We start from the raw sequence: 25,992 nt of genomic DNA on the forward strand, positions 1-25,992 counted from the left end.
TCAGGCCCGCTTCGGCGGCGGGGCGGAGTCGACCTCGCCGAACGCGATCCCGGCGGCCCAGACGATCAGCGTGACGCCGATCCACGTGCCGACGCCCTCGATCGCGAAGCCGCTCGCCGGCACGACCAGGTCGGTCAGCAGCAGGCCGAGCCAGGTCAGCACCAGTCCCCCGGCGATCGTGTAGCCACGGGCGAACCGGTTGACGGTGCTGATCACGACCCCTCGCAGCACGACGGTCAGTGCGGTGAACAGGACCACCGCGACGACGAACCAGCCGAACCGGATGTTGAAGCGGTCGAAGATCCAGGCTGCCAGCGCCAGCGCCGCGGCGTTGGCGGCAGCGGAGATCGCCACCGACTTGAGAAGGGCCGTCATGCGGTCGAGTATCCCAGACATGCCGTCAGCGACCCGGGCAGACCTCACGTCATCGTGACGGCGATCGATCCCTTGGCCCCGCGGGTGATGTAGCCGTGCTCGAAGTAGGCCCGGAACCGGCCGCCCGACAGCGACGTCTCGCCCTTGGTCGGCCGGCCGAGCGCACCGGCGGACTCGCCGAGCTCGCGGTACTTCGCGTCGATGCCCTGCCACAGCGCGTACGCGTTGTAGCGGCTGCTGCGATAGACCCGATGGATGCTGCCGCGCGCGTAGCGCTGCACCTGGACGCCCGCCACGGACGTCGACTGGGCCTCCGACGCCGGCATGCCGAGGATGCCCGACTGCGCCTTGAGCGAGTTGTAGGTCGTGCGGAAGTAGTTGGCCACCGAGAACGTGCCGAGGGTCGAGGCGTAGAGGTCGAGCTTCTGCAGGCGCGCCTTGCGACCGCCCACGAACACCGTCTCACCGATGAACACCGGCCCCGTCACGTCGCGGCCGAGGAACGTCGCGCGCGTCTTGATCGAGCTGCTGTAGCCCGCGATGTAGGCCGCGACCCGCTCACGCAGGCCTCCGGACGCCGACAGCCAGGCGTACGCCTTCGCGCCGGGACAGGCCGTGCTGACGACGTCGCGGTGCCCGGCGATGCGCTGATAGGTGGTGCCGCCGATGGCGTAGGAGCCGATCGCCGGATGGAACGTCGTGCCGAGCCGCCAGCCGATCAGCTTGACCATCGCGCTCTTGGTCGCAGCGGTCGGCTCGGTGGACGTGAACGTGCCCATCATCGACACGCCCATCGTGTAGGTGTTGACCGACTTGATGCCGGCGTGTGCGCCACGGATCGGGACGGTGGTGCCGCCGTTGCGACCTTCGAAGATCTGGCCGTACTTGTCGACCAGGAAGTTGTAGCCGATGTCGCACCAGTCACGGCCGTTCATGTGATACGCCTGCACGGCGCGGACGATGCCCGCGGACTGGGCTTTGGTGTAGGAGTTGGAGCCCGCGGTGTGGTGCACGATGACACCGCGGGTCTCGTTGCCGGCACGCGGCGCGTCGCAGTAGGTGTTCTTCTTGGCGCCCCACCCCGAACGGGAGATGATCGCCGGCTTGGGCGTGTAGGCCGGCGCACCGTCGGCGACCGGGACGATCGGCTCGGCGGCCGAAGCGTCGTAGAAGGCGTTGTCGGCGCTCGCGGTGGCCGGGGTCGCGCCCGGGTCGATCGTGGAGACCGACAGCCCACTGGGACGTTCGCCGGTCGGGCTGGTCACGCGTACGGCGACCCCGTCGGCCGTCCCGGCCCACAACGGCTCGGTGCCGTCGCGGCCGCCTTCGCCCTCGTCGCTCTCGACGTCGAGCTCCTCCCAGTCCCACCACGCGCCGTCCGTGCGCAGCCGCACCTGGACCGTCATGCCCTTGTCATCGAACCCGCGGGTCCACGTGACGCCGACCAGGCCGAAGTCGTCGGTGCGTCGCGCCGGAAGCTGTGCGACCAGGTCGGCCGCGTCGTCGTCCGCCCGCTCGGCCGCCTTGGCGACCGTGTCGGTGACGGCAGGCACGCGCGTCGTGGCGACATCGACCGGCTCGGCCTTGGGCTGGAGCTGGGTGTCGTCGGCCTGGGCCGGAGCCGAGAGCGAGGCCATGACCGCGAGTGCTGCGATCGTTCCCGAGATGAAAGCACGCATGGGTTCGACCCTAACGTGCGAACCTGTCACGTTCGAGACGTCAGAACCTGAACCAGCTCGACTTCAGTCCGAGAGCCGTACGAGCGGCGTCGCCGGAGATCGTGACCGTCTTGGCGGAGCCGACGAGGTCGATCGAGGTGACGCGCCCGCCCCAGTCGCCGTAGCCGTTGCGCTTGGTGATCTTGAGCTGCTTGAGCGTCCCGATCGACGAGTAGGCCTTCTCGATCTTCGCGGCCTCGACCGTCGCGGTCCAGGTGTGGTTCGCGTTGCCGGACCAGTTGTCCCACGCGTCGCTGACCGCCTTGAGGTACGGCTGGCTGCCCGGCGCGGAGTAGCCGCCCGACGACGACGAGAACTGGGTGAAGGCCGGCTTGCCGTCGTACGTGAGGATCTTGCCGGCCGTTGCGGTCACCGCCGCCGTCGTGGCCGTCGTCTCCCGGCTCGCCCCTCCGTACACCTGGCACGAGGTGGTGCTGCAGATGTCGTAGTAGCGCGACGCCAGGATGCTGCGGACCCCGTAGGTGCGGGCCGCGACCGCCTGCGCCTTCAACGCCTCGCGATGCCAGCTGGCCGGCATCTCGGCGGCGATGACGCCCTTGACGTAGCTCTCGATCGTCACGAGGTTGACGGTGTTGCGGCTCCACGAGCCCGCATACGGCACCGCCGACCGCAGCGCACCGCGATACTTCACGGTCGATCCGTCCGGCATGACGAGGGACAGGATCGAGCTGGAGGCGGGCCCCTCGATCTGGCCGTCGCCCGTCCACCGTGTCGACCGGTAGGTCGCATATCCGCCGGTGGTCTTGTACTGCAGCGCCGACTTGGTCTTGTTGTCACCGACCTGGACGATCTGCCAGCGGGTGATGGTCTTGCCGTTCGCGGTCGTGGGCAGCGCCAGCGTCTTCTTCGCCGCCACGTCACGGAACGTCAGGCCCGAGCGGCCGACCACGATGACCGAGTCGCTGGTGTCCTGCGAGATCAGCACCCGGATGTTGCCGGTCTTCGAGCCCGTCCTCGTGCCGGGGTAGTAGTGGGCCAGGATCTTGTCGTACGCCACGCCCTGCCGCGCGGCACCCTCCGCGCCGTACTGGCTCATCCCGATGCCGTGGCCGTACCCGTGCCCCGTCAGGGAGATCTTGCGCGTGCTCGGCACCGTGACGGTGTCACCGGTCGCCGCGGTCGCCAGCTTGACGGTCTTGGGCGTCGACTGCCACACCGTGATCGCCTTGCCGGCCGAGCTGATGGCACGGACCCATGCGTAGTAGGTCTTGCCGGCCACCAGGTCGCGCACCGCGAGCTTCGGCGTGCCCGTCGACGGCGCCGTGATCGTCCGGCAGGACGTGCCACACGTGGTGGGCTGGGTAGAGGACGTCGACACGTGGACCTGGTAGCGCGTCGCTCCCGGATAGGCCGTCCAGCTCAGGTCGAAGCCCGTCGAGGTCACGTTGGTCGCGGCGCGACCACCGATCGTGGCAGTGGCCGCAGACTCGGTCCCGGCGAGGGCGCTCGCGACCCGGTCGCGCAGTCCCCCGCTCGCCGACAGCCAGGCGTACGCCTTCGCGCCGGGGCACTCGGTCTTGACGACGTTGCGGTGTCCCGCGATCCGGTTGAGCGTCTTGCCGCCGAGCGAGTACGTGCCCTTCGCCGGGATCTTGTACTGCGCGAAGCGCCAGGCGACGAGCTTGACCACGGCGGACTTCATCGCGTCGGACGGCTCGGTCTCCGAGTACGTACCCATCAGCGAGACGCCCATGGTCTCCTGGTTCACCGCGTCGTTGCCCGAGTGCGCGGCGCGGACCGGCTTGTCGATGCCCCCGGCGCGACCCTCGAAGATCTGGCCGTACTTGTCGACCAGGAAGTTGTAGCCGATGTCGCACCAGTCGCGAGCCTTCATGTGGTACGCCTGCGTCGCCCGCACGATGCTCGCGGACTCCGCCTTCGTGTACGTGTTGCTGCCGGCCGTGTGGTGGATGACGGCGCCGAGCGTCGTCTTGCCGTAGCGCGGGCTGTCGCACGAGTCCGAGGGGCTGGCGCCCCAGGCGGAGCGCAGGATGATCGGCGGCTTGCTGACGGTTGCCGCGGTGATGGCGTCGTTCGTCGTGGTCGGTGTGGTCGCGGATGAGGCCGCGGCGTCTGTCGTGCCCGTGCTCGCGTCGATCGTGGTGAGCGACAGGTCGACGGGACGGGCACTGCTCTTGGAGAGCACGCGGACGTCGGCGGCATCGGCGGAGCCGACCCACTGCGCCTCGGTGCCGGGCCGGCCGCCCTCACCCGGTGCGAGGTCGACGTCGAGCTCGGTCCAGGCCGACCACGCACCCTTGGTCCGCCACCGCGCCTCGACGACGGTGTCGGCTGCGGGCAGGCCGCCCTTCCACGTCACGCCGAACATCGAGAACGGGTGCACGCGTGTGTCGACCAGGTCGGCCACGACGTGGTTCGCGCCCGGGTGCGCGGGTTCGCCCGGCTCGGGGTCGACGTGGGGCTTGGCGGCCTTGGGCACCGCGCGCGTCGGGATCTTGTGCTCCGCCACCTTGGGCGCCTTCGGCGACTCCGCGGTCCTGCCGGGCGCTCCGGCCGTCACCTCCGTGCCGGCTGCGTGGGCGGCCGACGGCATCAGCGCGCCGAGCACCAGCACGACCGCGACGGAGAAGCCCGGGGTACGCCGAGCCGTACGCCAGGAAAGCATGGGGGAAGTCCGATCCTGTGTGACGGGTGTGACTCATGTGACTGATGAGGTTTTCCGACCGATTATGCTCACAGTTTTGCCCGAAGTTCCACCGAAAATCGCCGATCCGGCGAACTACAACGGTGTCATTCCTGCGGTTGCAGGGGCTGGTCCGCGACGGTCAGCCGAGGCGGTGCAGGCGCCGCGCCGCTTCGGCGACCGAGCCGGAGAGCGACGGGTAGACCGTGAACGCGTCGGCCACCTGGTCGACCGTGAGGGACGCCGACACGGCGAGCGACAACGCATGGATCAGCTCGCTGGCCCGCGGCGCCACGACGACACCGCCGACGACGATGCCCATCCCCCGCCGCGCGAAGATCTTGACGAAGCCGTCGTGCACGCCCTGCATCTTGGCGCGTGGGTTGGACGCGAGCGGCAGCATCGCGACGTCGATCTGGAGATCGGACTCGTCGACCTGCTGCTGCGACAGCCCGACCGTGGCGATCTCGGGCGACGTGAAGACGTTGCTCGCGACCTTGCCGAGGTCGAGGGGGTGCACCGCGTCGCCGAGCAGGTGGGACATCGCGATGCGTCCCTGCTGGGCCGCGACGGAGGCGAGCATCAGGACCCCGGTGACGTCGCCGGCGGCGTAGATGCCGCGGACGCTGGTGCGGGACACCCGGTCGACGTGGACGAAGCCGTTGTCGTTCAGTGCGACGCCGACCTCTTCGAGGCCGAGGCCCTCGGTGTTGGGGATCGAGCCGATCGCGAGCAGGCAGTGTGAGCCGTCGACCGTACGCCCGTCGGTCAGCGTCACCCGCACACCGTCGCTCGTACGTTCGACAGACGCCATGCGCGAGTTGCCCATGACCGTCATGCCGCGCCGCTTGAAGACCGCCTCGATGACGTTGGCGGCATCGATGTCCTCGCCCGGCAGCACCCGGTCGCGGCTCGACACGAGCGTCACCGCAGCGCCGAGCCCGTTGTAAGCGCTGGCGAACTCGGCGCCCGTGACGCCCGAGCCGACCACGATCATGTGCTCGGGCAGGTCCTGGAGGTTGTAGACCTGCTCCCACGTCAGGATGCGCTCGCCGTCAGGCTGCGCGGCGGGGCTGATGCGCGGGTGGGCGCCGGTCGCAAGCAGGATCGCGTCGGTCTCGATGCGCACCTCGCCGTCGGCCGTCGTCGCCGTGACCACACCAGCGGACTCGACCGTCGCGGTGCCGTCGATCATCGTGACGTTGCTCGTCGTGAGGCGTTGCGCGATGTCGTCGGACTGCGCCTGCGCCAGCGTCAGGACCCGGGCGTTGACCGACGCGAGGTCGGCACGTACGTCCTTGGGCAGCTGCACGCCGAGCTCGGCCGACGTGCCGACCTCGGTCAGCAGGTCCGAGGTCGCGATGAGCGTCTTGCTCGGCACGCAGTCGGTCAGGACGGTCGATCCGCCGAGGCCGTCGCGCTCGACGAGGGTGACCTCGGCGCCCAGCCTCGAGGCCACGAGGGCCGCTTCGTATCCACCCGGTCCGCCGCCGACGATCGTCACATGGGTCACCGGATCAGTCTCCCATTGCCGCCGAGCGGGTCGCCACCTGCCGCCGGGCAGGTCGCCACCGATCGGCGCCACGAGCGCTGTCGTAATGTACGGCAGGTGACTACTCAGGAGCTGGCCCAGCAGGCCGCCGACGCACTGCGCGAACGCACCGGCGGAGCCGACCACGACATCGCCCTGGTGATGGGCTCGGGGTGGCTGCCGGCGGCCGACGCGCTGGGCACCGCCGAGCACGAGATCCCGCTCGCCGAGCTGCCCGGGTTCAGCGCCCCCGCGGTGGCCGGGCACGGCGGCACCGTCCGCTCAGTCCGCCTGGGTGACCGGCGACTGCTGATCTTCCTGGGCCGCACCCACTTCTACGAGGGCAAGGGCGTCGCCGCCGTCGTCCACGGCGTACGCACGGCGGCCGCCGCCGGCGTCAAGACGCTCGTGCTGACCAATGGCTGTGGCGGGCTCAACCCGGCGTGGGCGCCCGGCACCCCGGTGCTCATCAGCGACCACATCAACATGACTGCGACGTCGCCGCTCGAGGGTGCCAACTTCGTCGACCTCACGGACCTCTACTCGTCGCGGCTGCGCGCACTGTGCCGGGAGGCCGACCCGAGCCTCGACGAGGGCGTCTACGTCCAGCTGCCCGGCCCCCATTACGAGACACCCGCCGAGATCGGCATGGTCAGGACGATCGGCGGCGACCTGGTCGGCATGTCGACCGCGCTCGAGGCCATCGCGGCCCGGGCCGCCGGCATGGAGATCCTCGGCATCTCGCTGGTCACCAATGCCGCGGCCGGCATGACCGGGGAGCCGCTCAACCACGAAGAGGTCCTCGAGGCCGGCAAGGCCGCGGCGACGCGGATGGGCGCCCTGCTCGGCGACGTGCTGCCGAGGATCTGATGAAGGTCCTCGTCACGGGCGCTGCCGGCTCGATCGGCCGCACGCTCGTACGAGGGCTGCCCGGGCTCGGGCACGAGCTCCGAGGCCTCGACCTGGTCGACGGCCCTGCGCTGCCACTCGGCTGGATCACGGGTGACTGCCTCGACCCGACCGTCGCCGCCGAGGCGGTGTCGGGCGTCGAGGCGGTGATCCACCTGGCCGGCAATCCCGGCGAGGCGTCGCTGCCCGCGAGCCTGGAGTCGCACGTGCACAGCACTGGACGCCTGCTCGAGGCGATGGTCGCGGCCGGCGTCGGCCGCATGGCGTACGCCAGCAGCAATCACGCCGTCGGGCACACCCCGTCCGGCGAGCTGCTCACGGTCGAAGCGCGACCGCGCCCGGACACCTACTACGGCGTCGCGAAGGCTGCCGCCGAGGCGCTGCTCAGTCTCTACGCCGATCGCCGCGAGATCAGCTCGGTCGCGATGCGGATCGGCTCGTTCCGCGAGCGGCCGACCAGCGTCCGCGAGCTCTCGACCTGGCTGTCGCACGACGACGCCGTCCGCATGGCCGACGCGGCGATCCGAGCCACCGAGCCGGGTTTCCACGTCCTCTACGGCATCTCCGCCAACACGCGTGGCTGGTGGGACCTGGGTCCGGGCCGTGCTTTGGGGTACGACCCGCAGGACGACGCCGAGACGTACGCCGGCACCGTCGTGCCGAGCGCCGGGGACGACGCCGAGAACGCGTACGTGGGCGGACCTCACGTCAGCCAGCTCCAGCTACCACCCGCCTTCTGAAGGGAAGCCCATGACCGACGAACTCCTCGCCCGTGCCCGCGAGTGGCTGAGCCAGGACCCCGATCCGCGCACCGTCGAGGAGCTGCAGGGCCTCATCGACGCAGGCGACACGGCGGGTCTCGAGGACCGGTTCAAGGAGCGGCTGCAGTTCGGCACCGCCGGGTTGCGGGGCGCCCTCGGCGCCGGGCCCAACCGGATGAACCGGGTCATCGTCGCGCAGGCCGCGGCCGGCCTCGCGGCCTACCTCCTGGAGCACGGCTCCAAGCCGTCCGTCGTCGTCGGCTACGACGCGCGGCACAACTCCGACGTGTTCGCCCGCGACACCGCCGAGATCATGGAGGGCGCCGGCGTCCACGCCCACCTGCTGCCCACGCACCTGCCGACCCCCGTCCTGGCGTTCGCGATCCGGCACCTCGGCTGCAGCGCCGGCGTCATGGTCACCGCGTCGCACAACCCGCCTCAGGACAACGGCTACAAGGTCTACCTCGAGGACTCGAGCCAGATCGTGCCGCCCGCCGACGCCGAGATCTCGGCGGCGATCGACGCCGTCGGCCGGGTCGACGAGATGCCCCTCAGCGAGGCGTACGAGCTGCTGGGTCCTGAAGTCGCCGAGGCGTACGTCGAGGCCGTGGTGGCGCTGCCGTCTGACGGGCCCCGCGACATCGTCGCGGTCTACACGCCGATGCACGGCGTCGGCCGCGACACGCTCGTCGAGGCGGTGTCGCGAGCGGGCTTCCCGGCGCTCCACGTCGTACGTGACCAGGCCGAGCCCGATCCCGACTTCCCCACCGTCGCGTTCCCCAATCCCGAGGAGCCCGGTGCGATGGACCTCGCGCTCAAGCTGTCGTCCGAGGTCGGCGCGGACATCATCGTCGCCAACGACCCCGACGCCGACCGGTGCGCCGTGGGCGTGCGCGACGGCGAGTCGTACCGGATGCTCACCGGCGACCAGGTCGGCGTGCTGCTCGGCGACTTCCTGCTGCGCAAGGGCGTGCAGGGCACCTATGCAGCCTCCATCGTCTCGTCCGACCTGCTCGGCCGGCAGGCGGCGGCGCATGGGCAGCCGTGGGAGCAGACGCTCACGGGGTTCAAATGGCTCGGCAAGATCCCCACTCTGGTGTTCGGCTACGAGGAGGCGCTCGGCTACAGCGTCGCCCCCGACATCGCCCGCGACAAGGACGGCGTCTCGGCGATCATCACGGTGCTCGAGATGGCGGCCGCGCTCAAGGCTGACGGTCGTACGCTGATCGACCAGCTCGACGCCATCTATCGCGAGCACGGGCTGCACGCGACGTCGCAGCTGTCGGTACGCGTCGAGGACCTGTCGATCATCGCCCGCGCGATGCAGACGCTGCGGACGTCTCCCCCGTCGTCGCTCGGCGGTCTCGCCGTGACGTCGGTCGACGACCTGGCCGACGGCTATCACGGCCTCCCGCCGACGGACGGCATCCGGCTCGGCCTCGAGGGCAACACCCGGATCATCGCTCGGCCGTCGGGCACCGAGCCCAAGCTCAAGTGCTACATCGAGGTCGTCGTGCCGGTCGAGGAGTCGATCGAGTCGTCGCGCGAGATCGCCGACGCAGCGATCGCCGGGATCAAGCAGGATCTCTCGGAGGCACTGGGGCTCTAGGTCTCGGGTGGTCAGACCGAGCGGCGGTGACCCGGTCGCCCATCCCGCCGAGCGGCGGTGAGCCAGTCGTGCATCAGCCCCGTCAAAGGGCGACCAGCTCACCGCCCACCGTCGGGGCGCACCGCTCGTCTGCCCGAATCCGCCGGCACGACGCCGGCGGCGCCCCTAGGCTCTCGGCATGTCCGTCCCAGCAACGCCGAAGCGTCCCGGTCGCGGGTGGTACGCCGTGGCCACCGTCATGGCGGTCGTCGCCACCGCGATCCTCGTGCTCCTCGGGGTGTGGATCGGGCGGGCGGTCGCGGGCTACTCCGTGACTCCGTTCGACGACGGCAGCTCCACGACGGTCACGATCGGCGACCGAGGCGTCGCGATCTGGGTCTCGCCGCAGGACACCCCCATCAGCTGCCTCGCCAGGGACGTCGACACCGGTGAGTCGACGCTCGATGCCGGCTCGGCGTCGAAGGTCACCATCACCGACGGCGGCCTCTCGTGGAGCAGGGTCGGGATCGTCAAGGGCGAGCCGGGGTCGAAGCACCTCGTCCAGTGCGAGGCCACCGGGGGCGAGGTGCTCGGATACGCCGACAACCCCCGCATCGGCCGGTACGTCCTGTTCGGCGTCGTCGGGGGCGTCCTGGCCCTGGTGACCGGCATCGCGGCGTTCGTGATCGTGCTCGTCGTGGCGATCAAGCGCAACCGCAAGCCCAGGCCGGCCTGACGGTCAGACCTTGAGCACGCCGACGACGAGGCAGACGAAGCCACCCGTCGTCAGCACGGAGCGGGCGTGGTTCCACATCGTCCACTTGTCCTCGAACGCCTCGCGCAGTGACGCCGCGCTGCCCTTGCCGGCCTCGAGCGTGTCGTTCATCGGCACGTTGACGGCGAACGTGATGACGTACGCGCCGATGACGTAGAGGACGAGGCCGGCGACGACCCAGGGCCGGGACTCATCGCCCCAGCCCAGGACCAGCGCGAGGACGCCGACGAAGAACGCGCCGCCGAACGTGAGGGCGAAGACGGGGTTGAGGATCGCGACATTGATGCCGCGCATGGTGTCGACGAAAGCGGCGTCCGAGGCCCGCCGGAGCCCCGGCATGACGACGTACGAGAAGGTGGCGAACAGTCCGGCCGACAGGCCCATGAGGGCGGTCGCGGTGGTGAGTGCGGTCTTGGTCACGGCTTCATCACACCAGTGATCGGTGAGACGATCCATGGCCAAGACGCGCGTGTGCATACGTGAGCGTCTACGCTGGGCCCATGGACACCTTGAGCGGGCTCCTCGACGGGCCTCGAGCCAACGGCGCCTTCCTCATGCGCTCCGTGATGACCTCGCCGTGGTCCCTGCGGATCCAGGACGAGGCGCCGCTGTCGATCGCGATCGTCGTGCGCGGCGAGGCCTGGGTCGTGCCGGAGGGTGGCGAGCCGGTACGCCTCGGGCCCGGCGACGTCATGGTCGCCCGTGGTCCCGAGCCCTACACCGTCGCGGACCTGCCCGACTCCGAGCCGCAGGTCTTCATCAACCCCGGCCAGCACTGCACCGATGCCGAGGGCAACAGCCTCGAGGACGTCATGACCCTGGGCACGAGGTCCTGGGGCAACGACCCGGACGGCGCGACGATGATCGTCACCGGCACCTACGAGAGCGCCCGGGCGATCAGCGCGCGGCTCCTGCGCAGCCTCCCCCAGCTGTTCGTGCTCCGTGAGGGTGAATGGAACGGCGAGCTCGTCGCCGTGCTGTGCGCCGAGATGCAGCGCGACGAGCTCGGGCAGGAGGTCTTCCTCGACCGGTTGCTGGACCTCGTCGTGATCGCCGCCGTGCGGGACTGGTTCACCCGCGACGCCTCACGAGCGCCGGCCTGGCACCGGGCCGCCTCGGACCCGGTGCTCGGCCCGGCCCTCCGTCTCCTCGAGGACGATGTCGCCCGGCCGTGGACGCTGGCGTCGCTCGCCGCCGAGGTCGGCGTGTCCCGCGCGGCACTGGCCCGGCGCTTCTCGAACGTGCTCGGCGAGCCGGCGATGGCCTACCTCACGAGCCTGCGGCTCGACCTCGCCGCCGACCTGCTCCGAGAGCCCGACCTGACGATCGCGGCGGTCGCCAGGCAGGTCGGCTACGGCAGCCCGTTCGCCCTCAGCACCGCGTTCAAACGGGTCCGCGGGATCAGCCCAGCCCACCATCGGGCGATGGTGGGCTGAGCGACCGGCTACCTCTTGGCGACCTTCAGCGTGAACGTCACCTGTGACGCATCGGCGTAGGTCGTCCCGCTGTACTTCGCGACCAGCTTCTGGGTGCCCGAGGTCGTGAACCTCGAGAGCCCCACGATCGCCTTGCCCCGGAAGACCGGCGCCGTGCCCATGAACCGGCTGCCGAGATAGACCCGCACCGTGCCCGAGCCGATCGTGAAGCCGGAGCCCGAGACCGTGAACGGGACCCGGGCGTGGGTCTTGTCCTTGACGATCGTGCCGCTGACGGCGCCCTTCTTGATCGTCGTCGAGCCCTTGACGACGGTCAGCTGCACCGTGGTCGTGTCCGGCTTGTATGTCTGGCTGCCGCCGTAGGCGACCGTCAGCTCGTACGTGCCGGGCTTGAACGCGGTCTTGCCCAACGTGACCGAGCCTGCCCCGTCGATCAGGAATCCCATGCCGGCGAACGCACCGCCCTGGGTGACGGTGACGAGTCCCGAGACGCCCGCCTCCGCCGTGACGTCGACGACCGCCGACTTGCCGTACTTGGTCGTCGCAACGGTCGCCGCCAGGTCCGGCTCACCCTTGACGACCTCGACGCCCACCGTGGTGGACGACGGGTCGTGCCCGGCGTCGCCGCCGTACGAGACAGTCAGCGTGTGGTCATCGACCGACAGCTCCGTCGTGTCGATCGCCAACGAGGCCTCACCATCGGCGAGCTCGCCGGTGGCGAGGACGTTCGACCCGTCCTTGACCGTCACGGTGCCGGTCGGCGTGACGTCGCCGCCCCCGACCTTGACCGCGACCTGGAACGTCGAGCCGTACGCCGCCTTCGCGGGTGCGGTCGCCGTCGTCGTCGAGGCGACCGGTCCCGGCGCCTCGGCGGTCTTGAACCCGACGATCTCCGGGTCGTGGTCGCTCGCCCGGTAGGGGTTGGGCTTGTAGAAGTTGGTGACGTTGTAGTTGTAGCGGCTGTACTCCCGGGCCACCGACTCGTACGAGTTGATGTTCCAGATGTCCGCGCCCGTCACGTCGGCGTAGGCCTCGCTCGAGGCGAACACGTGGTCGAGCGAGCCGACCGCGCCGTCGAACTGGTAGGTCTCCTTGTCGGTCAGCTCGCGTGGCACGTTGACGAAGCCGCCGGCCTCGATGATGCCGACCGGGTCCTCCTCGTTGTACGCGTTGAAGTCGCCGGTGAGGAACACCCGATCGGTCTTCGCGGCGGCCTCCCGCTCCGCGGCGAAGGCGATCAACGCGTGCGCCTGCAGCGTGCGGGCGTGGTTGGACGCACCCTGGCCGTCGTGCTGGTCGGCATCGACGCCCGATCCGGAGCCCTTGGACTTGAAGTGGTTGACGATCACGAGGAAGTCCTCGTACGCCGCACCGCCGGCCGGCCGGAACTCCTGGGCGAGCGGCGCCCGCGCGTTGGAGAACGCCGGGTCGTCGAGCGCCGTGGACGTGCCGACCGTCTCGACCTTGGCCGGCTGGTAGATGAACGCCGTGCGGATGACGTCCTCACCGTTGGCCGGGATCGTGGCGGGCGACGGGACCGCGGCCCACCGGTCGGAGCCGGCAGCCGTGTTGAGCGCCGCCACCAGGTGGTGCAGGGCGTCGTCGCGGTCGAGGCCGAACGCGGCGGAGTTCTCGATCTCCTCCAACGAGACGACATCGGCGTCGAGCGTGTTGATCGCCGAGACGATCTTGGCCTGCTGCCGCTCGAGGTTGGTGTCGTCAGCCGCACCGCGCGGGCCGTCAGGCGAGCACGTGTTGGCCGTGATGTGGTTGCCCTCGCGGTCGTTGTAGTACGTGCAGGAGCCACCGCCCGCCACGAAGTCCGCCGCCGTCGTCGTGAAGTAGTTGAGGACGTTGAAGGTGCCGAGCTTGAGGTCACCGCCGACCGGCTCGGGCGCCGCCTTGCGCGTGTTGCCGATCGTGACCGGCTCGTCGCCGCCGGCGACCAGCTGCTGGGTCGGCTGAAGCTTCCACAGGTTGTTGCGGTAGTCGAGGACGACGGGATCGTCGAACGCGACCGGCGCACCGGCCCGCACCTCGTTGTCCGGGGTCAGCCACGGCAACGCGGTGCCCTGGTTGCCGGCGGAGAAGAAGTTGAGCGAGGCCCCGTCGTCGAGCGTGACGAGCTTCTCGGCGTTCTGCGCCTGGAGCGCGAGCGCCGGCGTGCCGGGGGCGACGACGTTGGTCGGGGTGTCGAACGGTTTGGTGCCCGGAGCAAGCCCGATCTCGGCGTACTGGTTGGTCGCGTAGTTGTCGGTGATCGTGAAGTCGCCCTGCGGTGCGAGGAGCATGCCCTCGAGCGACTCCTTCTGCGCCGTGGTCAGCGGGAACGACACGGCTGCGGGATCGACGCCCTCGGCCGGCCCGGTCAGCTTCTCGAAGCTGCCGGCTGTGGTCGACAGCTCGGTCAGGCCGCTGAACTCGCTGACCCCACCGGTCACCCGGACCAGGTCGCCCTTGTCGACCGCAGCTGCGAACGCCGAGGAGAACACGAAGATGCCGTCCGAGGCCTTGTGGGTCGACAGGTCGACGGTCCCGCCGGTGCCGTCCGTCTGGATGTAGGCGCCGGAGAAGCCGCCGCTCTTGTAGACCGCCGTGACGACACCCTCGGTCGTCACGTTCTTGCCGGCCAGCGGGCTGTCGGTGCCGGTGCCCTGGATCTCGGCGATCGTCGCCTCGGTGGGCTCACCGGGATCGACACCCCCGCCGTCACAGTCCGTGCCGCACGCGACCGGCGTGGGAGCGGCCGCCGTGAAGTCGGCCCCGTTCTCGTCGGTGTCGGCGCCGGTGGCGCTGCGGTTCAGGGAGAGGGCCACGGTGTTGCCCGTCGCCTTGGCGGCACCCTCGTTGGTCGTCGAGGTGCCGTAACCGACGAGGTCCACGACGTTGGTGTTCGCGAGAACCGTGGCGCGGTCACCGCTCAGCACCGCAGTCGACTTCGAGAGTGCGAAGGTGCCTCCACCTCCTGCGGCGTTGGCGGCGGTGCCCACGACGTCCGGTGTCGGAAGCGCCGCCCCGGCCGCGGGCGGGTTGTTGCTGCCGCCGCTGATCAGGAGCGTCCCACCGGGCTCGAGGTGATGGTCGCCCAGCGGCACCACGCCGCTGAAGCTGCCCGTGCCCGCTGCCGTGCGGTACTGGAGCGTCCAGCCGTTGACGTCGATGGCCTTGCTCGTGGGGTTGTAGAGCTCGACGAACTTGGTGACATAGGTGGCGCCGGTGCTGCCACCGTTGACGTACACCTCGTTGATCACGACGTTGTCGCCCGCAGGCGTGGCGTCGGCAGTGCTGGGCATCGCGAGGGTCGAGGCAGCCAGCGCGAGGCCGACACCCAGACGGGCGACGAGGGACTTCTTCATGAGGACTTCTTTCCGAGAAGGATCCGGAGTCGCCCGGGGACGGCGCGCAGCCGTCCCCGGGCGATCACCAGGCGCTGGTTACTTGACGACCTTGATCGTGAAGGACGTCGTCGACGGCAGCGCGTACGAGTTGCCGCCGTAGCTGGCGGTCATGCGCTGCGTGCCCGAGGTCGTGAACTTCTTGAGCGTGACCGTCGCCGTCCCGTTCTTGACCGTCGCGGAGCCGTAGAGCGCAGTGCCGCGGTAGATCTTCACGGTTCCCGACGTCACCGTGAACCCGGTGGCGCTGACCTTGACCTTGACCGTGGCCTTGGTCTTGTTCTTGACGACCTTCGCCGTCGAGTACGACTTGGTGGCCTTGCTGCCGGCCTTCGTGACCGTGAGGGTGGCCGTCGTGCTCGTCGGGTCGAACTTCTCGTCGCCGGCGTAGAAGACCTTGAGGTCGTACGTGCCCGGCTTGAACCCGGTCTTGGGCAGCGTCACCGTGCCCGCGCCGTCGGTCAGGAAGCCCATGCCGACCAGCTGGCCCGCGGACGTCACGTAGACGAGTCCGGAGGCCTCCGGGTCGGCCGTCAGCTGGACGACCGGCGAGGTGCCGTACTTGGTCGTCGCGACGACCGCGCCGAAGCCCGATCCGCCCTTGACGATCTCGATCGGCTCGGTCGATCCCGTCGACGCCTCGTGCAGCGCGTCGCCGGAGTAGGACACCGTGAGCGTGTGGGCGTCGGCGCTGAGCTTGCTCGCGTTGACCTCCAGCGAGGCGGACCCGTTGACGAGCGGACCCGACGCCAGCTCGGTCGAGCCGTCCTTGACCGTCACGGTCCCGGTCGGCGTGACGCCGGACTCCGAGGCCACCGTCGCCTCGACCGTGAACGTCGTCCCGGTCTTGGCCTTGGCCGGCGCCGTGGCGGTGGTCGTCGACGACGCCTTGTCGATCGTCAGCGGGATGGTGGCCTTGGAGCCGGTCGGCGCCGCCTCGACCTCGAGGGTCGCCGGGCCGATCAGGCCGGCGGGCAGGTCGAACGCCACGGTCGCCGCGCCTGCGGTGACCGGGAAGCTGCCGAGCTCGGTCGTGGTGTCACCGGACTTCAGCTTCGCCGTGACCGAGGTGTTGGCCGGGCTGCCGAGCGACGTGAGGTCGAGCTTCGGCAGCGTCACCGCGACCGAGTCACCCGCCTCGTAGGAGCTCTTGACGCCGGTCACGGCCATCGTGCGGCGCGCGAAGTCCGGCGAGACCGGCGAGCTGGCGTCCAGATAGTCGATGAACGCCTGGTAGTCGACGAGGCCGCTGTCGACCGACGTCCCGAGCGTGAAGGCCCGGAAGTTGTCGCCACCCGTCGTCAGGAACGCGGGAAGCGCGATCCGGTAGTTCTTGGCCGGGTCGATCGGCGCGCCGTCGATCCAGATCGAGGTGATGCGATCGCCCTCGGTCCGCGTCGGGTCGTACGTGTAGCGGACGTTCTTGGACAGGCCGAGCTGCAGGTAGGCCCGGGTCGGCACGTTGCCGTCGACGTCGCGCTGCCACTGCTGCTCGAGGACCTTCTTGAAGTTCGCACCCGACAGGGTCGTGGTGCTGAGGTTGTTGACGAAGGGCAGGACGCCGTTGGCCTCGGCGAACGTGATCTCACCGTTGGCGCCGGTCGCCGGGGTGGACCCGGCGTAGAGCAGCTCCGCACGCAGGCCGCCGGAGTTGGTGACGGCGATGTCGGCACCGGCCGGGGTCTTGCCGACCGCGGACAGCAGGGCGTCCGCCACCAGGTTGCCCAGCGTGGACTCGCTCGTCCGGTCGTCGCGCTTGCCGCCTGCGAACGCCGTCGTGATGTCAGCGGTCTGGGTGGCGACCACCTGGTTGCCGCGCTCGGCGGCGACCGCCAGCGCGGCGTCGGTGATGGTCTTGACCGTGGCCACGTCGGGGTAGGTCTGCACGAGCGTCGCGTCGTCGGTCGTGACGCGGGCGACGTTGGCCTGCGTGTACGACTTCACGTCGCCGGTGTCGCCGTCGACGGTCAGCTTGATGTTGCCGACGTTGGAGCCGTAGTTGCCGGTCTGGATGATCGGTCGCGTCTTGCCCGGCTCGCCAGGGATCGGACCGTCGTAGGTGTAGGCCTGGTGCGTGTGGCCCATGAAGATCGCGTCGACGTCGGGTGACGTCTCCTCGGCGATCTTCTTGAACACGTCGCTGTGCGCCGCTTCGTAGGCGTACGTCTGGGTGCCGTCGGGCGCGCCCTCGTGGATCGAGGCGACGATGACGTCGGGCGGGGTGGCGGAGGCCTCGAGCTCGGCGACCGTGTCGTTGATCGCGTCGGTCGGGTCGGTGATCGACACGCCCGTCATGCCGCCGGGGCTCACCAGCGACAGCGTCTCCTTGGTCACCGCGCCGACGACGGCGACCGAGACGCCGTTGACGTCGAACGTGGCCGACTTGTCCAGGAGCGGGGCGCCGTTGCGGAACACGTTGGCGGCGAGGAACGGGAAGTCGGCGGCGTCGGAGAGCCGGCCGACGAGGTCGTCGGCGCCCTTGTCGAACTCGTGGTTGCCGGCGGCCGAGGCGTCGAGGTGCAGCGCGTTGAGCACGTCGATCGTGGGGATGTCGCCCTGCGTCGCGGAGGCGAACAGTGAGGCGCTGACGTTGTCGCCCGCGGAGATCAGCAGCGAGTTGTCGGAGCCGCCCTCCTGGCGGATCTTCTCGACCGTGCCCGCGAACTTGACCGTGTTGGCGTCGATGCGACCGTGGAAGTCGTTGATGCCGATCAGGTTGAGGGTGACGTCGTCTGCTGCGTCAGCCGGAGTGCTGACCAGCAGTGGAGCGGCCAGCAACGTGGCAGCAGTAGCCGTCGCAAGAAGACGGCGAGAAGCGAACTTCACAGGTGTTCCTTTCGAGCCCCGAAACCGTGATCGCCCCCGTGACGATCACCTCTGAGAGGAATCTGAAGATTCTCAGCAGGTGGAGTAGGGACACCTCACCCCGGCTGAGAAACCTTGTCAACGCATTTACGAAGACGAAACGTGTCGAATCGGTGAAGTTTGGGTTGCAACAGACGTTTCACGCGTCGAAGGGCTCACGAGCGGCTTCCCGCCATTCGCCGGACGGCCCATGCAGGAACTAACCTTGACGAGTGGTCCCGACGACGTGACCGCTTTCAGGAGGATTCGTGACTGGCGCCACCGCGTCCCTGCGCAAGACCCTCGGCGGGTTGCCCGGCGTCGACCAGGTCGGGCTCGAGGCCCGCGCCGCCGGACTCGGCGCCCGGTCGATCAAGACCACGGCCAAGGCCTGGGCGATCGACCTCGCGATCTCGATGGTCGACCTGACGACGCTCGAGGGTGCCGACACCCCCGGCAAGGTCCGCGCCCTGGCCAACAAGGCCATGCGCCCCGACCCCACCGACCCGAGCTGCCCGTCGGCGGCCGCGGTCTGCGTCTATCCCGACATGGTCAAGATCGCCAAGGACACCCTCGGCGACTCCGGCCTCAACGTGGCCAGCGTCGCCACGGCGTTCCCGTCCGGCCGTGCCGCGCTCGACATCAAGCTCGCCGACACCCGTGACGCGGTCGAGGCCGGCGCCGACGAGATCGACATGGTCATCGACCGTGGCGCGTTCCTGACCGGCAACTACGAGCTGGTCTTCGACGAGATCGTCGCGACCAAGGAGGCGTGCGCCCGTCCCGACGGCTCGCACGCGCACCTCAAGGTCATCTTCGAGACCGGCGAGCTGCAGACGTACGACAACGTCCGCAAGGCGTCATGGCTCGCGATGATGGCCGGCGCCGACTTCATCAAGACCAGCACCGGCAAGGTGCAGCCCGCCGCGACCCTGCCGGTCACGCTGGTGATGCTCGAGGCCGTACGCGACTTCCGCGCCGAGACCGGGCGCCAGGTCGGCGTCAAGCCCGCCGGCGGCATCCGTACGTCCAAGGATGCGATCAAGTACCTCGTGATGGTCAACGAGATCGCCGGCGAGGACTGGCTCGACCCCGACTGGTTCCGGTTCGGCGCCTCCTCGCTCCTCAACGACCTGCTGCTGCAGCGCCAGAAGATTGCCACCGGCCACTACTCCGGCCCCGACTACGTGACGTTGGACTGATTGCCATGACGAAATTCGAGTACGCACCGGCGCCGGAGTCGCGCGCGATCGTCGACATCAAGAGCTCCTACGGCCTCTACATCGGCGGCGAGTTCGTCGACGGCAAGGGTGGGTCGTTCAAGTCGATCAGCCCGTCGACCGAGGAGGTGCTCGCCGAGGTCACCGAGGCGACCGCCGACGACGTCGACCTGGCGGTCAAGGCCGCGCGGCAGGCGTACGACAAGGTCTGGTCCAAGCTGCCCGGCAGCGAGCGCGCCAAGTACCTCTACCGCATCGCCCGCATCATGGCCGAGCGCAGCCGCGAGTTCGCCGTGCTGGAGTCGCTCGACAACGGCAAGCCGATCAAGGAGTCGCGCGACGTCGACCTGCCGCTGGTGTCGCAGTGGTTCTTCTACTACGCCGGCTGGGCCGACAAGCTGGGCCACGCCGGCCTGGGCCCCGACCCCAAGGCGCTCGGTGTCGCGGGCCAGGTCATCCCCTGGAACTTCCCCATCATGATGCTGGCCTGGAAGATCGCCCCTGCGCTCGCCGCCGGCAACACCGTGGTGCTCAAGCCGGCCGAGACCACTCCTCTGACGGCGCTGCTGTTCGCCGAGGTGTGCCAGCAGGCCGAGCTGCCGCAGGGCGTCGTCAACATCATCACCGGCGCCGGCGCGACGGGTCAGGCCCTCGTCGAGCACCCCGACGTCGACAAGGTCGCGTTCACGGGCTCGACCGCGGTCGGCAAGGCGATCGCGCGCTCGGTCGCCGGCACGTCCAAGAAGGTCACGCTCGAGCTCGGCGGCAAGGCCGCCAACATCGTGTTCGACGACGCCCCGCTCGACCAGGCGGTCGAGGGCATCGTCGGCGGCATCTTCTTCAACCAGGGCCACGTGTGCTGCGCGGGCTCGCGCCTGCTGGTGCAGGAGAGCGTCTACGACGAGGTCATCGACAAGCTCAAGCAGCGCATGTCGACGCTGCGACTCGGCGACCCGCTCGACAAGAACACCGACATCGGCGCGATCAACTCCGCCGAGCAGCTCGCTCGCATCAAGGAGCTCTCCGACGTCGGCGACGCCGAGGGTGCCGAGCGCTGGTCCGCACCGTGCGACATCCCCGACAGCGGCTTCTGGTTCGCGCCGACGATCTTCACCGGCGTCACCCAGGCGCATCGCATCGCCCGCGAGGAGATCTTCGGTCCGGTGCTGTCGATCCTGACGTTCCGCACGCCCGCCGAGGCGGTCGAGAAGGCCAACAACACGCCGTACGGGCTGTCGGCCGGAGTCTGGACCGAGAAGGGCTCGCGGATCCTGTCGATGGCCAACCAGCTGCGCGCCGGCGTCGTCTGGGCCAACACGTTCAACAAGTTCGACCCCGCGTCGCCGTTCGGCGGCTACAAGGAGTCGGGCTACGGCCGCGAGGGCGGGCGCCACGGCCTCGCCGCCTACCTGCAGGGAGCGTCGGCATGACTCGGCTCGACGTGCGCAAGACGCACAAGCTCTACATCGGCGGGGCGTTCCCCCGCTCGGAGTCCGGCCGTACGTTCGAGGCCGTCGACGCCAAGGGCGGCTTCCTCGGCAACATGGCGCTGGCCTCGCGCAAGGACGCCCGCGACGCGGTGCTCGCCGCCCGCAAGGCGTTCGGCGGCTGGTCCACGCGTACGCCCTACAACCGCGGCCAGGTCGTCTACCGGCTCGCCGAGGTCATGGAGGGTCGGCGCGACCAGTTCATCGAGCAGCTGCGTGCCGCAGAGGGGCTCAACGACAAGAAGGCCACGACGTACGTGGACGCCGCGATCGACCGCGTCGTCTGGTACGCCGGCTGGGCCGACAAGTACGTCCAGGTGCTCGGCAACGGCAACCCCGTGTCCGGCCCGTTCTTCAACCTGTCGACGCCCGAGCCCACCGGCGTCGTCGCCACCGTGGCGCCGAGCGGCCCGCTGCTCGGGCTCGTGTCGGTCATCGCCCCGGCCATCGTCACGGGCAACACCGTCGTCGTGATCGCCAGCGAGAAGTACCCCGTGCCGGCCGTGACGCTCTCGGAGTGCATGGCCACCTCCGACCTGCCGGGCGGCGTCGTCAACATCCTGACCGGCAAGCCCGCCGAGATCGCACCATGGCTGGCGTCGCACATGGACGTCAACGCGCTCGACCTCGCCGGCGTCGACGACCCTGAGCTCGCCGCGTCGCTCGAGGTCGCGGCCGCCGACAACCTCAAGCGCGTGCTGCGGGCACCGGCAGCGCCGGTCGACTGGCTCGCCGAGCCGAGCCTCGCCCGTCTCGAAGGACTCGTCGAGACCAAGACGGTCTGGCACCCGATCGGCGTCTAGCCGCCGGAGCCGGACCCGCCGACTCGCAGCAGCCGGCCGCCCTCGAGAGCCACGAGCCACGATCCGTCGGGCAGCCCGACCGAGCTGTCGACTCGTGCGTCGACGCGAAGGCGACCGATGCGCTTGCCGGTCGCGATGTCGACCACGGTCATCTCCCGGTCGTCCTCGCTCGGTTCGTCCCACGGGTTCAACCGAACGACCTTGCTCGACACCAGCACGGACGCCTCGCCGACCCAGGCACCGGTGACGTCGCCGCGGGTCGCGTAGGTCCACCACTTCGAGAAGCCGACCTCCCACGCTCCGCCGGTCACGACCTTGCTGGACCATGTCGTGGTGGGTCCGGAGAACCTCATGCGCAGGACGGCTGTCCCGCCGACCCCGGTGTCGGTGAGGGTCGGTGGGCGTTCCGTGGCGTCCTTGGCCGCCGGCGAGATCGCACTCGACTCCCGCGGCTCGAACAGGTCGATGATGCGCGATGAGCTCACTCCGCTGAAGACGAGGTGGCCGCCGGTGACCCCCACGGGCGTCTCGCACTCCTTGGAGTCGCTCCGCACTGCTTCGGTTGCGTCCCAGACGAGCACCGTGCAGTCTCCCGGATTCTCGGCATCCGGCTGGACCGCGAAGACACGCGACTGACCGGTTCGCGTGAGGGCACTCCCGGCGTACGTCGCCGTGAACGACCTCACGCGCTTGCCGGTGTCGGCGGCGAGCACGTCGAACGGTCGCGGGTCGCCCATCGGCACCCCGTCGTCCTCCTGCGTCAGCACCACGGCAGTGGGAACCACCGCCAACTGGTCAACTGGCCATGCCGGCATGTCGTCGGCGATACGGACCGTCTCCGGACGTCCGTACCCCTTGCTCCGCCACAGCTCGTCACCCGCGTCGTTGAACGCAACGGCCGAACACTCGCCCGTCTCGCAGTCATCCACCACGACGCTCGTGCCGGGCGCACGGGCCACGAGGGCGTCGCCGTGCACGACGCCCAAGGGATCGCCGTCGGCGTCGTAGAACGCGAGACGCTGACTGTCCTGGATCACGAATCCGTCCACCGTCCGTGCGACGGCCAGCCCATAGGTGCTCGACGCGCTCGAGGTGAACGCCTTGATCGTCCTGCCGTTGCGCGGGTCGACCACCAGCACGTGCTTGTCGCGCGTGACGACGACTCGCTTGTCCGAGAGCGCCGTCATGACGCTGACCTGGTCGCGATCCTCCCCGGTGCGCTGGTCCTTGGGGACGAGCCGCGACCACCCGACATTGTCGCCGTCGTACGCCTTCGAGACGTCACGCCTCGGCGAGATCACCCCGGCCCAGGCAATGAGGGTCGCGACGATGACGACCACGAGGCCGACGCCGAGGACACGTGGCAGCCAGGGACCCGGCAGCAGCGCGAGCACCGCGATCGCGACGCTGACCGTCGCCACGGTCGACCAGGCCACGAAGGCGCCGGCCTCCGAGTGGTCCCACGCATGCGTCGCCAGAAGCACACTGAACACTCCGACGGCGACGAATCCCACCGTCGCCAACCTGACCTGTACCTGCCACCCCGAGAGCATGGCCTAGACCCTAGTTCGTCACCCTCAGGGACGGCCTAGGCTGGTGCCCCATGGGCGTCGTCATCCTCGCCGGGCCTTCGGGGTCCGGCAAGTCTCACCTGGCTGAACGTCTCGGGTGGCCGGTGCTGCGCCTCGACGACTTCTACCGCGACATCGACGAGCCCTACATGCCGCGCTCCAGCCTGGGCATCGTCGACTGGGACGATCCGGCGTCGTGGAGCTCGGTCGACGCCGTCGGCACGATCGCCGAGCTGTGTGCCGCGGGCGCGGTCGAGGTGCCGGTCTACGACATCGCGGCGAGCCGGCGCACCGGCACGCAGACGCTGTCGGCGCCGGGCGGCCGGTTCATCGCGGAGGGGCTGTTCGCACCGGTCATCGTCGACGCCTGCCGCGAGGCCGGCATCCTCGACGCCGCGATCTGTCTGCGCCGTCACCGGGTCATCACGTTCGCCCTGCGCCTCACCCGCGACCTGCGTGAGGGCCGCAAGTCGCCGTGGGTGCTCGTACGCCGGGGGTGGCGGCTGCTCAAGGACGAGCCCCGCATCGTCGCCGAGGCCGTCGCGCACGGCTGCGAGCCGATGACGCCTGGCGAGGCCCGGGCACTGCTGCGCGCCCTGCCGTAGAAGCCTGGCAACCTCCGGGGCCTCCAGACGTCTTTAGGGATGAAGGTTCATCCCTACGACCGATGAGGATCACGTGTCCATCCCGACATTCCGTTCCCGCACGCCGACACCGCTCGGCGCGCAACGAACCCCGCCCCAAGTGCCACCATTGCGCATGGAAGTCGCGCCGCCCCCGGCCGAGCTGCCCACGCTCGACGAGCTCTATCGCGCCAACCGGCTGCACATGGTGCGGCTCGCGATGCTGCTCGTCGACGACGTCGCGACGGCCGAGGACGTCGTCCAGGACGCGTTCGCAGGCGTGGCCAAGGCGTGGGACCGGCTCGAGACGGAGGCCGCCATGCGGGCCTACCTCCGTACGTGCGTCGTCAACACCGCACGATCGGTGCTGCGCCGGCGCCGCACCGCGCGGTCGTACGTCCCGCCGTTGAGCCCGACCGCGCCCGGCGCCGACGAGGCCGCGGTGCTGAGCGAGGAGCACCGCGAGGTGATCGAGGCACTCGGCACGTTGCCGCAGCGCCAGCGCGAGGTCCTCGTCCTGCGCCACTGGTCGTCGTTGTCCGAGGCCGATGTGGCCGAGACGCTCGGCATCTCCCGCGGCACGGTCAAGTCCAGCAACAGCCGCGGCCTCGCGGCCCTGCGCACTGCCCTGGCGGCGAGACCACATGACTGACCGCCACACCCTCCCCCTCCCCCACGACTCCAGGAACGAGAACTGACATGACCCCCACCGACACCGGCTTCACCGACCGCGAGCTCGAGGACCTCCTCGCCTCTGCCCTGACCGCCCGGTCCGAGCAGATCGACCACGACGACCTCCGCGCGTACGCGCCGCTGGCGGAACCGCAGCCCCGCCGCGACCGACTCGCTCCCGTACGCCGCATCGGCTCCTCACGCTGGGTGCGACCGCTGCCGGTCGCCGCGCTGGTCGCGACCGCCGCCGCGTTCGCCGTCGCGATCGGTGGCGTGCCATCGATCCCCGGCGGGTCGAGCCCCGACACCACCCCCGTCGCGTACGTCGTGAGGTTCGACGGCGGGCCCGGCGGCGATGCGCATCTGAAGGCATCGTTCACCCCGCACAACGTGCTGATCGACGGCGGCACCAAGGCGACGAGCACCTATCCGCTCGTCGTGGTCACGGGCGGCACACCGAAGCTCGAGAAGCAGGTGATGGACGCCGCCAACGCCAAGATCGTCGCGGAGGTCGACGCCTACCGCAAGCAGCTGCGCAACCTCGGCCTGACGTCGCGCAAGCTCAGCCAGACCATCACGGTGCGGTCCGATGCCCAGGCCGGTCACGCGGTGTCGATCGTCTTCGACGTGGTCAACGACTTCGGCGGCGCGGTGCCGACGACCACGTCGACGGCTGCCGTGATCGACAAGCGCACGGGTCACACCGTCCACGCCAGCGACCTGTTCGCCGACGTCCCGGCGGCTGACCGGATCATGCGGCGGGCTATCCAGCGCGCCACCGAGCCCGCGCCGGCCACGCCCGAGGACCTCGCGTCGCTCAGCATGGACGACACGGCGACGGGCCTGACGTCACCGCTCACCTGGTACCCGACCAAGGCCGGGCTGCGCTGGGTCGTCGACCGCGGCGCCGTGGCGTCCGACGCGCAGAGCGAGCCCTCCGCGACGGTCTCGTGGACCCGCCTCGCAGGCCAGATCAGGGCCGAGCAGGGCTTCTGAGCGACGACAGTCGCGTGGCGTGCCGGTCGGCCCTCGGGGCGACCGGCACGTCTCTGCCATGGTGGTGGCAGGAGGCCGCATGACAGAGGGACCCGAGCTCCTCACCGTCGGGCACGGACGACTCGACGGCACCGAGCTCAGCGCGCTGTTGTTGTCGGCCGGGGTCGGTCTCGTGGTCGACATCCGCCGGTTCCCCGGCAGCCGGCACAACCCCGGAGTCGCGCGCGAGCCGCTCGAGGCGCGGCTCGCCGACGACGGCATCGGCTATCGCTGGGACGCGCGCCTCGGCGGTCGGCGCACCTCGTCGGCGGGAGCGTCCGCCGATCCGTGGTGGCAGGTCGCGGCCTTCCGGGCGTACGCCGAGCACACCCGCACGCCGGAGTTCGAGGACGGGCTCCGCGAGCTGCTGGAGTCCATCACCGAGCATCGCACCGCGGTGATGTGCAGCGAGAGCGTGTGGTGGCGGTGCCATCGCCGGATCGTCGCGGACGTCGTGGCGCTGACCACCGACGTGCCGGTCCGGCACCTCATGCACGACGGCCGTCGCACGGAGCACCCGCCGTCCGACGGCGCACGGGTGACCGGCGACCACCTCGTGGTGTGGGACGGCAGTCCTTGACCCG

20 protein-coding genes are annotated in these 25,992 nt (G+C 70.0%); 12 read left to right on the forward strand and 8 right to left on the reverse strand.

What is annotated here, in order from left to right; all coding sequences use genetic code 11:
- From ASE12_RS07295 to ASE12_RS07310, 4 genes are all read right to left on the reverse strand, one after another.
- On the reverse strand, window positions 1-375 hold the full coding sequence (locus tag ASE12_RS07295) for a hypothetical protein (RefSeq protein WP_056398830.1): 375 nt from the start codon (window positions 373-375) through the stop codon (window positions 1-3).
- Between the two features lie 44 nt (window positions 376-419).
- Window positions 420-2,054, reverse strand: a complete 1,635-nt coding sequence (locus ASE12_RS07300) for an N-acetylmuramoyl-L-alanine amidase (RefSeq protein WP_056398833.1) — start codon at window positions 2,052-2,054, stop codon at window positions 420-422.
- Between the two features lie 40 nt (window positions 2,055-2,094).
- Window positions 2,095-4,740 carry a SpoIID/LytB domain-containing protein gene (locus ASE12_RS19725; RefSeq protein ID WP_082582142.1) on the reverse strand — a complete coding sequence of 882 codons (2,646 nt, stop codon included), beginning with the start codon at window positions 4,738-4,740 and terminating at the stop codon, window positions 2,095-2,097.
- Between the two features lie 160 nt (window positions 4,741-4,900).
- Complete coding sequence (locus ASE12_RS07310) at window positions 4,901-6,271, reverse strand: NAD(P)H-quinone dehydrogenase (protein ID WP_056404626.1); 1,371 nt, start codon at window positions 6,269-6,271, stop codon at window positions 4,901-4,903.
- A gap of 96 nt (window positions 6,272-6,367) precedes the next feature.
- On the opposite strand from ASE12_RS07310, the gene ASE12_RS07315 reads away from it, so the two are divergent.
- The 4 genes from ASE12_RS07315 (at window position 6,368) to ASE12_RS07330 (ending at window position 10,283) form a co-directional block, all read left to right on the forward strand.
- The gene (locus ASE12_RS07315; protein WP_056398834.1) at window positions 6,368-7,159 is read left to right on the forward strand and encodes a purine-nucleoside phosphorylase; all 792 of its coding nucleotides are present in this window, start codon (window positions 6,368-6,370) and stop codon (window positions 7,157-7,159) included.
- Entirely contained in the window at window positions 7,159-7,938 is a 780-nt protein-coding gene (locus tag ASE12_RS07320; RefSeq protein WP_056398836.1) for an NAD(P)-dependent oxidoreductase, read from the forward strand. Before ASE12_RS07315 ends, ASE12_RS07320 begins: the two co-directional genes overlap by 1 nt.
- 10 nt (window positions 7,939-7,948) lie before the next feature.
- Window positions 7,949-9,568, forward strand: coding sequence for a phospho-sugar mutase (locus ASE12_RS07325; protein ID WP_056398840.1), 1,620 nt, complete (start codon window positions 7,949-7,951; stop codon window positions 9,566-9,568).
- A 178-nt stretch (window positions 9,569-9,746) separates the two neighbouring features.
- Window positions 9,747-10,283 (forward strand): hypothetical protein, encoded by a 537-nt coding sequence (locus ASE12_RS07330; protein WP_056398842.1) that lies wholly within the window; start codon window positions 9,747-9,749, stop codon window positions 10,281-10,283.
- Window positions 10,284-10,286: 3 nt separating this feature from the next.
- Here ASE12_RS07330 and ASE12_RS07335 read toward each other — a convergent pair whose 3' ends face one another.
- Window positions 10,287-10,742, reverse strand: a complete 456-nt coding sequence (locus ASE12_RS07335) for a DUF1772 domain-containing protein (protein WP_235508864.1) — start codon at window positions 10,740-10,742, stop codon at window positions 10,287-10,289.
- An 80-nt stretch (window positions 10,743-10,822) separates the two neighbouring features.
- On the opposite strand from ASE12_RS07335, the gene ASE12_RS07340 reads away from it, so the two are divergent.
- Window positions 10,823-11,758 carry an AraC family transcriptional regulator gene (locus tag ASE12_RS07340; RefSeq protein ID WP_056398844.1) on the forward strand — a complete coding sequence of 312 codons (936 nt, stop codon included), beginning with the start codon at window positions 10,823-10,825 and terminating at the stop codon, window positions 11,756-11,758.
- An 8-nt stretch (window positions 11,759-11,766) separates the two neighbouring features.
- Here ASE12_RS07340 and ASE12_RS07345 read toward each other — a convergent pair whose 3' ends face one another.
- The gene (locus tag ASE12_RS07345) at window positions 11,767-15,114 is read right to left on the reverse strand and encodes an ExeM/NucH family extracellular endonuclease (RefSeq protein WP_056398845.1); all 3,348 of its coding nucleotides are present in this window, start codon (window positions 15,112-15,114) and stop codon (window positions 11,767-11,769) included.
- Window positions 15,115-15,192: 78 nt separating this feature from the next.
- On the reverse strand, window positions 15,193-17,979 hold the full coding sequence (locus tag ASE12_RS07350; protein ID WP_082582143.1) for a 5'-nucleotidase C-terminal domain-containing protein: 2,787 nt from the start codon (window positions 17,977-17,979) through the stop codon (window positions 15,193-15,195).
- Between the two features lie 287 nt (window positions 17,980-18,266).
- Between ASE12_RS07350 and deoC the strand changes: the two genes are divergently transcribed.
- The 3 genes from deoC to ASE12_RS07365 are packed head-to-tail and all read left to right on the forward strand — an operon-like array spanning window position 18,267 to window position 21,507.
- A complete protein-coding gene (gene deoC / locus ASE12_RS07355; protein ID WP_056398847.1) occupies window positions 18,267-19,199 on the forward strand; it encodes a deoxyribose-phosphate aldolase in 933 nt (310 codons plus the stop codon).
- 5 nt (window positions 19,200-19,204) lie between these two features.
- Window positions 19,205-20,647, forward strand: coding sequence for an aldehyde dehydrogenase family protein (locus ASE12_RS07360; RefSeq protein WP_056398849.1), 1,443 nt, complete (start codon window positions 19,205-19,207; stop codon window positions 20,645-20,647).
- Window positions 20,644-21,507: an aldehyde dehydrogenase family protein gene (locus ASE12_RS07365; RefSeq protein WP_056398850.1), complete on the forward strand. Its 864-nt coding sequence runs from the start codon at window positions 20,644-20,646 to the stop codon at window positions 21,505-21,507. Before ASE12_RS07360 ends, ASE12_RS07365 begins: the two co-directional genes overlap by 4 nt.
- Here the strand turns inward: ASE12_RS07365 and ASE12_RS07370 are convergent.
- On the reverse strand, window positions 21,504-23,021 hold the full coding sequence (locus tag ASE12_RS07370; RefSeq protein ID WP_162255471.1) for a hypothetical protein: 1,518 nt from the start codon (window positions 23,019-23,021) through the stop codon (window positions 21,504-21,506). The two genes, ASE12_RS07365 and ASE12_RS07370, sit on opposite strands and share 4 nt — an antisense overlap.
- An 89-nt stretch (window positions 23,022-23,110) precedes the next feature.
- Between ASE12_RS07370 and ASE12_RS07375 the strand changes: the two genes are divergently transcribed.
- From ASE12_RS07375 to ASE12_RS07390, 4 genes are all read left to right on the forward strand, one after another.
- Window positions 23,111-23,683 carry a uridine kinase gene (locus ASE12_RS07375; RefSeq protein WP_056398852.1) on the forward strand — a complete coding sequence of 191 codons (573 nt, stop codon included), beginning with the start codon at window positions 23,111-23,113 and terminating at the stop codon, window positions 23,681-23,683.
- 154 nt (window positions 23,684-23,837) lie between these two features.
- Window positions 23,838-24,353, forward strand: a complete 516-nt coding sequence (locus tag ASE12_RS07380) for an RNA polymerase sigma factor (protein WP_056398853.1) — start codon at window positions 23,838-23,840, stop codon at window positions 24,351-24,353.
- Between the two features lie 47 nt (window positions 24,354-24,400).
- Window positions 24,401-25,369, forward strand: coding sequence for a hypothetical protein (locus ASE12_RS07385; protein ID WP_056398854.1), 969 nt, complete (start codon window positions 24,401-24,403; stop codon window positions 25,367-25,369).
- Between the two features lie 79 nt (window positions 25,370-25,448).
- Window positions 25,449-25,988: a DUF488 family protein gene (locus tag ASE12_RS07390; RefSeq protein ID WP_056398855.1), complete on the forward strand. Its 540-nt coding sequence runs from the start codon at window positions 25,449-25,451 to the stop codon at window positions 25,986-25,988.
- Window positions 25,989-25,992 lie beyond the last annotated feature (4 nt).

Origin of the sequence: Aeromicrobium sp. Root236 (assembly GCF_001428805.1) — a bacterium.
Taxonomy (GTDB): Bacteria; Actinomycetota; Actinomycetes; order Propionibacteriales; family Nocardioidaceae; genus Aeromicrobium.